At 45.7% G+C, this 14413-nt stretch carries 11 protein-coding genes; 2 read left to right on the top strand and 9 right to left on the bottom strand.

What is annotated here, in order from left to right:
* Nucleotides 1-79: 79 nt before the first annotated feature.
* On the top strand, nt 80-409 hold the full coding sequence (locus V1358_RS12000; RefSeq protein ID WP_347391612.1) for a hypothetical protein: 330 nt from the start codon (nt 80-82) through the stop codon (nt 407-409).
* 94 nt (nt 410-503) lie between these two features.
* On the opposite strand, the gene lpdA is transcribed toward V1358_RS12000, so the two are convergent.
* From lpdA to mdh, 5 genes are all read right to left on the bottom strand, one after another.
* Nucleotides 504-1916: a dihydrolipoyl dehydrogenase gene (gene lpdA / locus V1358_RS11995; protein ID WP_347393683.1), complete on the bottom strand. Its 1413-nt coding sequence runs from the start codon at nt 1914-1916 to the stop codon at nt 504-506.
* A 143-nt stretch (nt 1917-2059) separates the two neighbouring features.
* Nucleotides 2060-3946: a pyruvate dehydrogenase complex dihydrolipoyllysine-residue acetyltransferase gene (gene aceF, locus V1358_RS11990; protein ID WP_347393682.1), complete on the bottom strand. Its 1887-nt coding sequence runs from the start codon at nt 3944-3946 to the stop codon at nt 2060-2062.
* Between the two features lie 10 nt (nt 3947-3956).
* On the bottom strand, nt 3957-6623 hold the full coding sequence (gene aceE / locus V1358_RS11985) for a pyruvate dehydrogenase (acetyl-transferring), homodimeric type (RefSeq protein WP_347393681.1): 2667 nt from the start codon (nt 6621-6623) through the stop codon (nt 3957-3959).
* Nucleotides 6624-6711: 88 nt separating this feature from the next.
* Complete coding sequence (gene pdhR, locus V1358_RS11980; RefSeq protein ID WP_347391616.1) at nt 6712-7461, bottom strand: pyruvate dehydrogenase complex transcriptional repressor PdhR; 750 nt, start codon at nt 7459-7461, stop codon at nt 6712-6714.
* 282 nt (nt 7462-7743) lie between these two features.
* Nucleotides 7744-8679 carry a malate dehydrogenase gene (mdh, locus tag V1358_RS11975; protein WP_347391617.1) on the bottom strand — a complete coding sequence of 312 codons (936 nt, stop codon included), beginning with the start codon at nt 8677-8679 and terminating at the stop codon, nt 7744-7746.
* Nucleotides 8680-8906: 227 nt separating this feature from the next.
* On the opposite strand from mdh, the gene argR reads away from it, so the two are divergent.
* Nucleotides 8907-9374, top strand: coding sequence for a transcriptional regulator ArgR (gene argR / locus V1358_RS11970; RefSeq protein WP_347391618.1), 468 nt, complete (start codon nt 8907-8909; stop codon nt 9372-9374).
* Between the two features lie 33 nt (nt 9375-9407).
* Here argR and V1358_RS11965 read toward each other — a convergent pair whose 3' ends face one another.
* The 4 genes from V1358_RS11965 to V1358_RS11950 all read right to left on the bottom strand — a co-directional run bounded on the left by V1358_RS11965 (nt 9408) and on the right by V1358_RS11950 (nt 14094).
* Nucleotides 9408-10322 carry a Dyp-type peroxidase gene (locus V1358_RS11965; protein WP_347393680.1) on the bottom strand — a complete coding sequence of 305 codons (915 nt, stop codon included), beginning with the start codon at nt 10320-10322 and terminating at the stop codon, nt 9408-9410.
* A 70-nt stretch (nt 10323-10392) separates the two neighbouring features.
* Nucleotides 10393-11433, bottom strand: coding sequence for an ABC transporter ATP-binding protein (locus V1358_RS11960; protein WP_347393679.1), 1041 nt, complete (start codon nt 11431-11433; stop codon nt 10393-10395).
* On the bottom strand, nt 11433-13064 hold the full coding sequence (locus V1358_RS11955; protein ID WP_347393678.1) for an ABC transporter permease: 1632 nt from the start codon (nt 13062-13064) through the stop codon (nt 11433-11435). The genes V1358_RS11960 and V1358_RS11955 overlap by 1 nt, the downstream gene beginning before the upstream one ends.
* Nucleotides 13065-13077: 13 nt before the next feature.
* Complete coding sequence (locus V1358_RS11950) at nt 13078-14094, bottom strand: Fe(3+) ABC transporter substrate-binding protein (RefSeq protein ID WP_347393677.1); 1017 nt, start codon at nt 14092-14094, stop codon at nt 13078-13080.
* Nucleotides 14095-14413 lie beyond the last annotated feature (319 nt).

Here is a 14413-nt window from a genome sequence, read left to right as displayed (position 1 = left end):
AATAAACTCTTGGCAAATTTAGGCTATATTTTGAACTACCCACTTAAATTAACACAGGCTTAATGAGGGAATTGAAGCCATGAATAGAACCGATTGCTTTATGTCGCTAAGCAGCACGCTTTTGCAGTGCAATGCTAGCCAACCTATGCACTATTTAGACGATAGCGTCATTTGTTATGAATACATGCCAGTGTGGGTTGAGAACACAGAGCAAGAGCGCCAAGGTTTATCCGAGCGCGTTTTGAGTACATTTGAAGCACTGCAAGAAGTGAAGCCTAAGCTATCCGAGGAACAACTCAGTGATGCCATGTTATCTGAGAGAAATGGCTCAGACTTTGTCAAAGCGTGTCAACAATTGATGTACTTGTGCCAAAGAGGCTATTGGCCTTCGAATCGCCATCTTGGTTAGCTCTGGGCAAGAAAAGAGTCTCATAAAGTGCTTCACCAGCACACACAAAAAACCCGGTATCAAACCGGGTTTTTTATTCAGTGTGAAAAAGTAATTACTTTTTCTTTACTGCTTTTTTGTTTGGTAGGTCAGTGATTGAACCTTCAAAGATTTCCGCAGCTAGACCGATAGACTCGTTCAGCGTTGGGTGAGCGTGGATAGTTAGCGCGATGTCTTCACCGTCTGCGCCCATCTCAACTGCTAGGCCGATTTCGCCAAGCATTTCACCTGCGTTAATACCAACCATAGCACCACCAATGATACGACCTGTGTCTTTATCAAAGATAAGCTTAGTTTGACCTTCAGTACGCGCTGATGCGATTGCACGACCTGATGCCGCCCATGGGAATACCGCAGTTTCAATCTTCAAGCCTTGCTCTTTCGCTTCTTTCTCAGTAACACCAACCCATGCAATTTCTGGGTCTGTATACGCGATTGAAGGAATACACTTAGGATCGAAGAAGTGTTTCTGACCAGAGATAACCTCTGCAGCAACGTGACCTTCGTGAACCGCTTTGTGCGCTAGCATAGGCTGACCTACGATGTCACCGATTGCGAAGATGTGGTCTACGTTTGTCTTCATTTGCTTGTCAGTGTTGATGAAGCCACGCTCGTCAACATTAACGCCCGCTTTGTCAGCGTCAAGAAGCTTACCGTTAGGAGTACGGCCTACAGCAACGAGTACTTTGTCATAACGTACTGGCTCAGCTGGCGCGTTCTTACCTTCGAATGTTACGTATAGACCGTCATCTTTAGCGTCAACAGCAACAACTTTAGTAGAAAGCATTACGTTGAACTTGTCTTTTACGTAGCGTTGGTAAATCTTGATAACGTCTTTATCAGCCGCAGGTACTAGCTGGTCAGCAAATTCAACAACGTCGATTTGTGAACCTAGTGCACGATAAACAGTACCCATCTCAAGACCGATGATACCACCACCTAATACAAGTAGTTTCTCAGGAACATCTTTAAGCTCAAGAGCACCAGTTGAATCGATTACACGATCATCTTCTGGGATGAAAGGTAGGTTAACAGGCTGAGAACCCGCTGCGATAATAGCATTGTCAAACGTAATCGCTGTGCCATCAACGTCGATGGTGTTGCTGCCAGTGAATTTACCGTAGCCATTCACTACTTTCACTTTACGCATCTTCGCCATGCCGTCTAGACCACCAGTCAATTGACCGATTACAGACTCTTTCCAATCACGGATTTTGTCTAGGTCGATTTCAGGCTTGCCGAAAGATACACCGTGAGACGCCATTTCGCTTGCGTCATCAATAACTTTAGCAACGTGAAGTAGTGCTTTAGAAGGGATACAACCAACGTTCAAGCACACACCACCTAGCGTGTTGCGTGACTCAACTAGAGTTACTTCTAAACCTAAGTCTGCAGCGCGGAAAGCTGCAGAATAACCACCAGGACCACCGCCTAGTACAACGACTTGTGTTTTGATTTCGTTGCTCATGCTATTACCTTATTTTGTCCGAACGGGAAGCAATAACGAATAATTTCATTAAACGGTCATTGCTCACAAAAATTGTGCAAAGATTGTATCATTGCCATGTATAAAAATCCCAGTAAAAACCGTTTACTGGGATTAAAGATGTCTTACATTACCAAGTTGCGAATATCGCTTAGGTAATTTGCCAACGTCACAGTAAAGCGTGCTGCCAACGCACCGTCAATTACACGGTGGTCGTATGAACAGCTCAACGGCACCATTAGGCGCGGCTCGAACTCTTTACCGTTCCACTTCGGCTTAAAGTCAGACTTAGATACACCAAGAATAGCCACTTCAGGGGCATTCACGATAGGTGTAAACGCTGTACCACCGATGCCACCTAGGCTCGAAATGGTGAAACAGCCGCCTTGCATATCCGAAGACGTTAACTTGCCATCACGTGCTTTTGCAGAGATTTCCATCAGCTCGCGAGATAATTCAATGATGCCTTTTTTGTTTACATCACGAACTACTGGCACAACTAGACCGTTTGGCGTATCAACTGCAATACCAATGTGTACGTACTTTTTCAGGATCAGGCTTTCACCGTCTTCTGATAGCGACGAGTTAAAGGTTGGGAATTCTTCCAACGCTTTCGCTGCTGCCTTCATAACGAACACAAGAGGGGTAATTTTCACACCTAGCTTTTTCTTCTCAGCAAGCGCGTTTTGCTCTTTACGGAATGCTTCTAGGCTAGTGATATCAGCTTCATCGTATTGTGTAACGTGTGGGATATGCACCCAGTTACGATGCAGGTTTGCACCCGATAGTTTTTGGATACGTGAAAGTTTCTTCTCTTCCACCTCACCGAACTTGCTGAAGTCCACTTTCGGCCATGGAATAAGATCAACACCAGCACCGTTACCGCCTTTGCCAGCATTGCCTGATTCAACTTGCTTCACTAGCTCTTTCACATAGTTCTGCACGTCTTCTTTTATAACGCGGTTCTTACGGCCTGTGCCTTTTACTTTTGCAAGGTTAATACCGAATTCACGCGCAAGACGGCGAACAACTGGTGACGCGTGTGCATAGTCACTGTTCTCTACGAAGTCTTCACGTTTCGCTGGCGCTGGGCCACCTGCTTTTTGAGCAGGAGCTGGCGCCGCAGCCGCTGGTGCACTTGCTGGAGCTGCAGCCGCGGGTGCAGCCGCAGTCGCTGAGCCTTGTACTTCAAAGGTGAAGATAAGCGAACCTGTGCTTACTTTGTCGCCTACGTTCACTTTTACTTCTTTAACTGTACCAGAGAAAGGAGCCGGCACTTCCATTGATGCTTTGTCGCCTTCAACGTTCAGAATAGATTGCTCTTCTGACACGCTGTCACCAACACTGACCATCACTTCAGTCACTTCAACTTCGTCGCCACCGATATCAGGCACGACAACTTCTTTGATTTCAACACCACCACTTTGTGCTGGAGCAGCCGCTTCAGCTGCAGGTGCTTGCGCTGGCGCTGAGCCAGCAGTTTCAAAGACAAACACAAGCGAGCCGGTTTTCACTTTATCGCCTACGTTTACTTTGATTTCTTTAACAACACCCGCTTGTGGCGCTGGCACTTCCATTGAAGCTTTGTCGCCCTCAACACTCAGGATTGATTGCTCTTCTTCAACGGTATCACCAACACTTACCATGATTTCAGTGACTTCAACTTCATCATCACCGATATCTGGTACATTAATTTCAACACTCGCGCCGTCAGCCGCACTTGCAGCCGCACTTGCAGCTGGTGCTTCTTGTGCAGCTGGTGCAGGAGCAGCGTCTTGCGCTGCACCTTCAAAAATCATGATCAAGGTGCCCGTTGATACCGTGTCACCTTCAGCAATCTTGATTTCTTTAACTACACCCGCTTCGCTTGCAGGTACTTCCATAGAGGCCTTGTCGCCTTCCACAGTGATAAGCGATTGCTCAACTTCAACCTTGTCGCCAACAGCCACAAGAATTTCAGTAACTTCAACTTCATCGCCACCAATGTCTGGTACTTTAATTTCAATAGTCATTGCTAACCTCTTAAGCGTACAGCGGGTTAATCTTGTCTGCGTCGATGTCGAATTTCTTAATTGCATCTGCAATTACAGACTTCTCAACATCACCACGTTTAGCTAGCTCAGTCAGTGCAGCAACTACCACGTAACCTGCGTTCACTTCAAAGTGACGACGTAGATTTTCACGGCTATCCGAGCGACCGTAACCGTCTGTACCTAGTACGCGGTATGACTCAGCTGGGATGAAAGCACGAATTTGCTCTGCATAGTTCTTCATGTAGTCAGTCGCAGCAATTGCTGGTGCGTCGCCCAACACAGTTGCAAGGTAAGGAGCTTTTGCATCTGCTTCAGGGTGAAGCATGTTGTAACGATCTGCGTCTTGCGCATCACGCGTGATCTCATTGAACGACGTCACTGAGAATACGTCTGAAGCAATACCGTACTCGTCGCTAAGAATTTGCGCCGCTTTACGTACTTCATTCATGATAGTACCTGAGCTTAGAAGCTGTACTTGGCCTTTGCTGCCGGTATAACTTTCTAGCTTATAAATACCTTTACGAATACCTTCTTCAGCGCCTTCTGGCATTGCTGGTTGATGGTAGTTCTCGTTCATCAGAGTCAGGTAGTAGAACACGTTTTCTTGGTTCTCACCGTACATGCGACGGATACCGTCTTCGATGATTACTGCAACTTCGTAACCGAATGTTGGGTCGTAAGAAATACAGTTAGGCACTGTGTTTGCAAGAATATGGCTGTGACCATCTTCGTGCTGCAGACCTTCACCGTTAAGCGTAGTACGACCAGCCGTTGCACCTAGAAGGAAGCCACGTGCTTGTTGGTCACCTGCCATCCACGCCATGTCACCTACACGTTGGAAACCAAACATTGAGTAGTAGATATAGAACGGGATCATAGGTAGATCGTTGGTGCTGTATGATGTTGCAGCAGCAACCCATGAAGACATTGCACCTAACTCGTTGATACCTTCTTGCAGTACCTGACCACCTTGGTCTTCTTTATAGTAAGAAACGATGTCACGGTCTTCTGGGCTATAGTTCTGGCCGCGCGGGTTATAAATACCGATTTGACGGAACAGACCTTCCATACCGAATGTACGCGCTTCATCAGCAATGATTGGCACGATGTTTTTGCCAATGCCTTTGTCTTTTAACAATACATTTAATGTACGTACGAAAGACATGGTCGTTGAAACTTCACGCTTTTGCTCTTCAAGTAGTGGCTTGAATGCATCTAACTGAGGTAATGCCAGCTCTTCGCTAAAGTTAGGAAGACGCTGCGGTGTGTAACCGTGTAGAGCTTTACGACGGGCATGTAAGTATTCGTATTCTTTCGAACCTTCTTCGAGCGTTAGGTACGGAAGATTTGCTAAATCATCTTCAGATACCAAGTCATCAAGACCGAGACGACTGCGCAGGTGCGCTACGTGCGTCATGTCCATTTTCTTAACTTGGTGCGCGATGTTCTTACCTTCAGCCGCATCACCCATGCCGTAACCTTTTACTGTTTTCGCAAGGATTACAGTTGGACGACCTTTGGTTTCTTGCGCTGATTTGAACGCTGCGAATAGTTTCGAAGGCTCATGACCACCACGCTTAAGCGCGAAGATCTCTTCGTCTGTCATATCAGCAACAAGTGCTGCTGTTTCAGGATAACGACCGAAGAAGTGCTCACGTACATAGGCACCATCTTTGGCTTTATATGTTTGGTAGTCACCATCAACTGTTTCGTTCATCAGCTGTAGTAGCTTACCTGTTGTGTCTTTAGCAAGAAGTTTGTCCCAACCACTGCCCCACACAACTTTAATTACGTTCCAACCTGCACCTTTGAATAGACCTTCCAGCTCTTGGATGATCTTACCGTTACCCATTACTGGGCCGTCAAGTCGCTGCAAGTTACAGTTAACTAGGTAGCATAGGTTATCTAAGCCTTCACGAGCAGCGAAAGAAATCGCACCACGTGATTCTGGCTCATCCATCTCACCATCACCTAGGAATGCGTATACGCGTTGATTAGACGTGTCTTTAAGACCACGACCATCTAGGTATTTTAGGAAACGTGCTTGATAGATAGAAGCAATTGGACCAAGACCCATAGATACTGTTGGGAATTGCCAGAATTCAGGCATCAATTTCGGGTGTGGGTATGAAGGAAGACCTTTGCCATCCACTTCTTGACGGAAGTTATCTAGTTGCTCAGCAGTTAGACGACCCTCAACAAATGCACGGGCGTAGATACCCGGTGAAATGTGACCTTGGTAATAAACTAAATCACCGCCGTCTTGCTCATTAGGCGCACGGAAGAAATGGTTAAAACACACTTCGTAGAATGCTGCTGACGACTGGAAAGACGCCATGTGTCCACCTAAGTCAAGATCCTTCTTAGACGCACGCAGAACAATCATGATCGCGTTCCAACGGATGATAGAACGAATACGACGCTCAATGTTTACATCACCCGGGTACGCAGGTTCTTGGTCTGCTGGAATGGTATTAACGTAGTTAGTTGTTGTGCCAGTTGGCATGTCAACGCCATCTAAACGCGCTTGCTCTAACACTTGCTCAAGAATAAATTGCGCTCGCTCAACGCCTTCTTCACGCACTACAGACTCAAGGGCTTGTAACCACTCTTGGGTTTCAAATGCGTCTACGTCAACTTTATTGACTTCAGACATATGGAGTTTTCCTTATGTTTAAAATACGAATTTAAAATGCCAAAAAGCCCCCGTGCGAGCATGGCTCCACAGGGGCTTACAGCTTATTTTATTGTGCTCGGGTACGTCTAAGTGAACGCTCAATGCGTGAGTGTTCTCTGGTTGCTTCAAGCAATGCTTCTTCGATAAATGCTAAGTGAGCATTACTTGCTAGACGTGCCTCTTCAGGGTGCCCTTCAATGACGGCATCCATCAGCACTTGACGATGCTCAGCAAGTTGCTGTGACACCGCAGTTTTCTTCATCAGTACTTGCAAGTTTTGCAGTACATTTTGTTCTAGCAAAGCCTGCATGCCGCGCACTAGGTGCAGTAACACCACATTGTGTGATGCTTCGGCAATACAAAAATGAAATGCGTTGATGGCCTTGGCCTTCGCAGACAAATCATCACTGGCTTGTGCAATCTTGTCGAAACTTTCTTTGACCTTAACAAAGTCAGTTTGAGTACCACGCAAAGCTGCATAGTAGGCAGCGATCCCTTCGAGGGCATGACGGAACTCAAGTAAGTCAAATTGTGACTCAGGGTGTTTACTGATCAACTCAAACAGTGGATCACTCAACCCTTCTTCAAGTTGGTTCTTTACAAAAGTGCCACCACCTTGACGGCGTGTAACTAGCCCTTTTGCTTCCAACTTCTGAATAGCCTCACGCAGCGAAGGACGGGATACTTCGAATTGCTTGGCCAACTCACGCTCAGGAGGAAGCTTCTCTCCAGGCGCCAGTGACCCCTCCAGAATCATGTTCTCAAGTTGCGCTAGGATCACATCTGAAAGTTTCGCTGCTTTGACTTTTAATGACATTGTTATTTTTAGCTTTGGGTAAATTGGTCATACCAAAAAGTGCAGATAAGGTATCAGATTCGCCCTAGGCTGTCAAAAATGCCCATGAATGACTCAAAATTTGTTCACATCAGTATGGAATATATGGACAAAAATTAAAGTCTTTTTATTGCCATAGCAAATGGTCATACCAGTTAGTAAGTTTTCAACGAACATAAAAAAGCCCCCACAATCACATTGCAGAGGCTTTTTGTTGTTCTAGAACTGCGTCTAAAACAAGACTAACTAATTAATATAGTTAGCTTATTTATTCATGAAGTCGACACCTTCTTGGATGTCTTTGTTCAGAGTTGCAAGCATGTCGTCTTTTGCTTTTTGCTCAAACGCGCTTAGCTCACCGTAAGAAAGAAGTTCTTCAACACCATTCTTACCTAGGCGTACTGGCTGAGCGAAGAATTGTGCATCTTCACCGTTGCCTTCAACGTATGCGTACTCGATTACGTCTTCACCTTGTAGGCCTTTCACTAGTGATAGGCAGAAACGTGCTGCCGCCGCACCCATAGAAAGTGTAGCACTACCGCCACCCGCTTTAGCTTCAACAACTTCAGTACCCGCGTTTTGGATACGAGTAGTCAATGCAGCAATTTCTTCATCAGAGAAAGTCGCACCTTCAACTTGTGAAAGAAGTGGAAGAATAGTTGTACCTGAGTGACCACCGATCACTGGTACTTTTACCGCACTTACGTCTAGACCTTTAAGCTCAGCTACGAAAGTTTCAGCACGGATAACGTCAAGAGTCGTTACACCGAATACGCGAGCTGGGTCATAAGTACCCGCTTTTTTGAACACTTCAGCAACGATTGGCACAGTGCCGTTTACTGGGTTAGTGATCACACCTACCATCGCTTTAGGACAGTTTTTAGCAATGCCTTCAGCAAGAGCTTGCACGATGCTAGCGTTCACGTTGAACAAATCAGCACGGTCCATACCAGGCTTACGAGGCATACCCGCTGGAATTAAAACGATGTCACAACCGCTCAGAGCAGCATCTAGGTCTTCTTTACCGAAGCCTTTAACTGTAACAGCAGTTGGGATGTGTGATAGGTCTACAGCAACACCAGGAACAACAGGTGCTACGTCGTATAGCGAAAGCTCAGAACCTGCTGGAAGGCTATTTTTTAGTAGTAAAGACAGCGCTTGGCCGATACCACCGGCAGCACCTAAAACGGCAACTTTCATTTTAATTCTCCGTAAAAAACGAGACTAGTTAGTAGAGATTTGAGTCGTATGACTAATTGATGGCCATAAAGATAATGAAAATAGGCGCTAAAGACAAATTAATCGTCGTTATTTTGAGGATAATCTCGACCATAGTCGTAAACTTAACTGTAAAGTTTGACCTAAGATGAAATACACTGACTTCTTAGGTAGAATATTTACAACAATTTGCAAAGAAGAATGACATTATGCAAGCGCAAGAAAAACAAGAAGCTTTGGTAAAAGCCTTTAAGGCAATTCTTAAAGAGGAAAACTTTGGTTCACAAGGTGAGATTGTCGACGCTCTCAAGGAACAAGGTTTCGACAATATCAGCCAGAGCAAAGTATCGCGCATGCTGAGTAAATTTGGTGCGGTAAGAACCCGTAACGCCAAACAAGAAATGGTGTACTGCCTTCCTGCCGAACTCGCTGTGCCAACAGCCAAGTCGCCACTTCGCCAGCTGGTCATTGATATTGTTCACAACGAAATGATGATTATCATCACGACTAGCCCAGGTGCTGCGCAGTTGATTGCGCGTTTACTGGATTCATTAGGTAAAGCAGATGGCGTATTGGGCACTATCGCTGGTGACGATACAATTTTTATCGCCCCAGCAAAAGTATCAGAAATAGATATGACGCTGGAGCGCGTACGTAAGCTGTTCGATAACGTCTAGAACACGTTTATGTGTAGTGTGTAGAGATGAACGCTACACACTTTGGTCCTTTAGACTTCTCAAAAACTCTACAGAGGGAGCAAAAAATGCAGCTCCCATATCAGCTTGAGTAAAATCGAGCCACCCATCATAGTGGGCATGGTCACCTAACTGGCTTCGCAACATTTGTGCAAAGGCATTCCCTGTCGCAGAGCAGGTTACCGACAACAGACCTTGCTTGTTCATGGTGCCAAAAGGCATCCCTTGATGAAGTAATAGTGGCTGACCTTTTTCATCTTTGAGTTCAGTACACACGGCATGGCTATTAGCATTGAGCGGCATCAGCAACTCGCTATCTAGGCGCGTGCGCCCCATCACTATTTCTTGATCTTCAACCGGTAGCGCTTGCCAGGCACTGAGGTTATGAGTAAAGCGCTGCACATGCACATAACTGCCTTTAGCAAAATCAGGGTCATTGTCATCAACTAATGCGGTAAGCATTTTTTGGCGACCGTGGGGAGTGTCAGGCGCGTAAACAAAGCCGTTGAAGTCACGCCCATCGAGGAAGCGGAAACAGGTGATATCTTCCACAAGTTCTACATCAGGCGCTAACAACTGCAACACTCTTTGACCAAAGAGGTGATTCACGTCTTCTCGGTCTGAGCGAATTTGCACAAACAAATCAAATGGTTGCACGCCAATGCTGTGTTCTGAAGTCGAGACACTCGGGAAACTTGTTAGCTCATTGGGCATGGCTTGCGGATAAAAATGGGGCCAGTACTGTGCGCCAATCGCAACAAAGCTTGAGACCATGGCTTCTGAGAAACGGTCATCATACTCAGATTGCAATTCTACTAGCTGAGCTAATTTGCTTTTAACTGTCTCATCATGGCCATCAAGGACATTAAAAAACAGATGCAGGCCATGTAAGTTTGCCTGCGCACAAACGCCGGACTGCGCTTTGGGCATGTATGCAAAGTTCCTTTGGTTTTTATTGTTATGTGCCAAAAGCGCTTTCATAAGCGCTCTGAATGGGCGATTAATTGGTAAAGAAATTTACCGAATGTGAGGTAATTGTAATCGATAGCCTTTGTGTCGGCAAAAACTCTTGTTCAGGTTGGCTCACAGGCACTTCAATCTCTTGGTCAAACACGCGTACTCGATACACATATTCGGTGCCAACAAAGCGCTTCGAGATAACCGTCACCGGCCCATTATCGTCAGCAACGAGTCGCAACTCATGGGGGCGCACATAGAGCTGACCAGTACTTTGCTCACCGGCAATTGCAAGTTGCGACTTGACCACACCAAAGGGCGTTTCGAAGTGATAGTCATCTTGTTTTTGCGCATCAAGGTATAGGCCTTCACCCAAAAACTCTGCCACCACGCGAGAGCGAGGGTGATGAAACAATTCTTGCGGTGTGCCCTGTTGAGCAATTTGCCCTTTATGCATCACCGCTAGGGTATCAGCAAAGGCAAAAGCCTCTTCTTTCGAATGGGTCACAAAAATAGCGGACACTTGCTGATCTTTAATAATGTGGCGTATATCAGCTATGAGCTGGTATCGAACTTGATGGTCAATATTAGAGAATGGTTCATCCAGCAATAATAAGCTCGGCTTGTAAGCAAGCGCACGCGCAATAGCCACTCGCTGTTGTTGACCTCCCGATAACTGATGGGGGTAACGCCCTGCAAACTCCTCTAGGTGAACCAAGGCTAGCATTTCCTTTACGCGCTCGCTTTGTGCTTGTTTCGACATCCCCTGCAAACCAAAGGCAATGTTTTGCGCCACGTTCAGATGCGGAAATAACGCGTAGTCTTGGAACATCATACCTATGTTGCGATGCTGCGGCGCCACAAAGTTGTTGCTATCACACACGGTTTTATTGCCAAGGCGAATAACACCTGAGTGAGGACGCAACAAACCAGCAATGGCTTTGAGTGTCGTGGTTTTACCGCAACCGCTAGCTCCCAATAAACACAAAATTTCGTTGTCACCTAGATGCAAACTTAGTTCATTGACCACAGCACGTTCACCGTAGTTAAAGCTAATATTTTCCAAGTGTAATTGCGCTGACATTAGTGTTTATGTTCCATTGAGCGATTAATAAAATACAGCGGGATCAATCCCACAACAACTATAAAAACGGCCGCAACTGAGGCCAGTTCTAGTTGCTCGTCACTGACATACTGAAATACGTGGGTCGCCAGTGTTTCAAAGTTAAACGGCCTAAGCAACAAGGCTGCCGGCAACTCTTTCATACATTCGATAAACACCAATAGTGCTGCTGTAAGAATGCCACGACGTAATATCGGTATATGTACGCTGGTCAATGTTTGCCTAGGGCTGCGTCCCATGGATTGACTAGCCATATCTAAATTTGGGCTGATGCGACTAAAACTCGACTCAATGCTGCCGTGGGCGATAGCATAAAAACGTACTACATAAGCAAAGATAATAGCGAATAAAGTACCACTCAAAAATAAGCCTGGCTGCCAACTTGACGATTCAAGCCACTGATTGAGGTAGTCTTCAAATGTAGTTAGAGGTAACAATACGGCTATCGCTAATACCGTACCCGGTAGCGCGTAGCCCGTACTCCCAAGTCGCCCTGGCCAAAGGCTCAATTTACTTGGTGCTAAACGTTGCGAGTAAACCACAACAATACTCAAGAGTATGGTCACCAAACTGACCACAGCAGAGATTTTCAAGCTATGCCATGCGTAGACAAAGAACTCGTTATTCCACGCCTGATCGAAGTAATCGACGGCGTACTCTAAAAGCACGGCCACAGGAATAACAAACGCAATCAGGAGAATAAAGCTAGCAAATGCTGTTGCCGCCCACGCTTTAGTGCCAGATAACGTATACAAGGGCTCATTACTGAGTTGAGTTTGTCGCTCGTATACCGCCTGGTTTCTGCGTGAATAGCGCTCCACAACAATGGCAACAAACAAAATCAGCAACATGATCCCCGAGATTTTGGCCGCCGCAGTTAGTGAGTAATAACCAAACCAAGTATCGTAAACGGCCGTTGTTAAGGTGCTCACGGCGAAGTAACTGACCGTGGCGAAGTCAGCCATGGCTTCCATACTGATCAGCGCTATAGCTGCCGCAATCGCACCTCTTGCAAGGGGTAAACTGACCGTGAAAAAACTTTTAGTAGGACTGTGGCCCATAATTTGCGCCGCATGCACTAGTTTATGAGATTGCTCTTTCAGTGCGGTTTTAAAAATAAGGAAAAGATACGGGTAGAGCACTAAGGCTATCATCACTGTCGCACCACCCAAGGTACGAATATCGAAAAACCAATAGTCCTCTGGCGATTGCCAACCAAAATAATCACGCAGCGCAATTTGTACCGGCCCTGCGTAATCAAATAAGTCGGTGTACACATAAGCAATCAGGTAGGTAGGCATAGCCAAAGGCAACATAAGTGCCCATTCGAACTGTTTCTTTGCGGGAAAGTCGCAATAAGCCACCAGCCACCCCAGAGGCAAGGCGATTAAACAACTGAGAAAAGCAACGCCAATGATCAACAACACGGTATTGTTGATGTAATCCCACAGCACAGTATCCCACAGATGCGCAAACACCTCAGGATCACTTTGCAGAGATTCAAAAATAAGGAAGCATAACGGCAACGACAGGCCTAAGCCTGTCGTCCATGCAATCAGCTGCCACGATGACAGCGAAAATTTAAACTGCATTGATACCTATTAATTACAGGTCGAATTTAACCTCATCAAGCAGTCTTAACGCCGCGGCGCGGTGTTTGCTGATCTCAGACAATGGCAGAGTGTCTTCTTTGAACTTACCCCAAGAGGCAACAAGCTCAGACAATGGTACGCCCGGCTTAACCGGATATTCCATATTGACAGAGGCATACATATTTTGTGCCGTATTGTCGGTCATAAACTCGATCAGTTTCAAGGCATTTTCCTTGTTTTTGGCATGTTTGGTTAGCACCACACCAGAAACATTCACATGCGCACCTCGGTCTTGCTGATTAGGAAAATTAATAAATACCGAGTCGGCCCATGCTTTTTGTTGCTCATCTTCGATCATCTTGCCGAAGTAGTAGCTGTTACCGATAGCTACGTCACATAAACCTTCTTTAACCGCTTTAACTTGAGCTCGGTCATTACCTTGAGGTTTACGCGCTAGGTTTGCCTTTAGCCCTTCTAGCCAAGTTTTAGTCTGCGCTTCACCGTGGTGAGCAATCATAGACGCAACCAATCCTAGGTTGTATGGATGCTTGCCTGGGCGCATACACACCTTATTCTTGTATGCCTCTGTAGCTAAATCTTCATAACGTAGCGTATCGAGCTTACCGACACGGTCTTTTGATGAATAAACATTACGGACGCGTTTAGTGAGTGCTACCCACTGCCCTTGCGGATCGCGAAACCCAGCAGGAATATTAGCGTCAACCGTGTCACTGCTAATCGCTTGCGTAAGCGCCATGTCTTCAAGCTGCATTAGCGCGCTGAAATTAGAAGTCAGAACAAGGTCTGCCTGAGTGTGCTTGCCTTCGCGCTTTAAGCGCTCAATAAGGCCTTTTTTCGCAAACACGACATTAGCTTTAACACCCGTTTGCTCAGTAAATTTTTCTAAAATAGGCTCAATCAAAAAAGGTTGGCGGAAGGAATAAATATTGACCGTTTCCTCTGCAATAGCCGTCGTGGATGCTAATACCGAGATGACAGACGCTACAGCGAGTCCAAATGCTTTTTTCATTAAAGCCTCCAATTTAAATAAAAATAATTATCAAGCGCATCTTACTATTAAGAAGAGAAATGTACAGTGCAAAACTGACAGCGAGCTGAACAACTTCCACCTTCGCCATTTTTATTGTGAGATATATCTCACAAACGATCAGGTTATTGCGCTATCTGGTGCTTAAAAATGCAACTAAAAAAATCTAAAGTACTGATATTTATATGATTTACCTTTTATTTCAGTAATATGACTAACATTAGATTGCTGTTGATTGGCTGTTATCAGGTTTTCTATCCCATATACTTAGTCCATCGCTTGTGAGGGCATATGAGCGGTA

Source organism: Pseudoalteromonas pernae, from assembly GCF_039831865.1.
Lineage (GTDB): Bacteria > Pseudomonadota > Gammaproteobacteria > Enterobacterales > Alteromonadaceae > Pseudoalteromonas > Pseudoalteromonas pernae.
The sequence above is the reverse complement of the archived record's forward strand: the minus strand, read 5'-3'. Positions and strand labels throughout refer to the sequence as shown.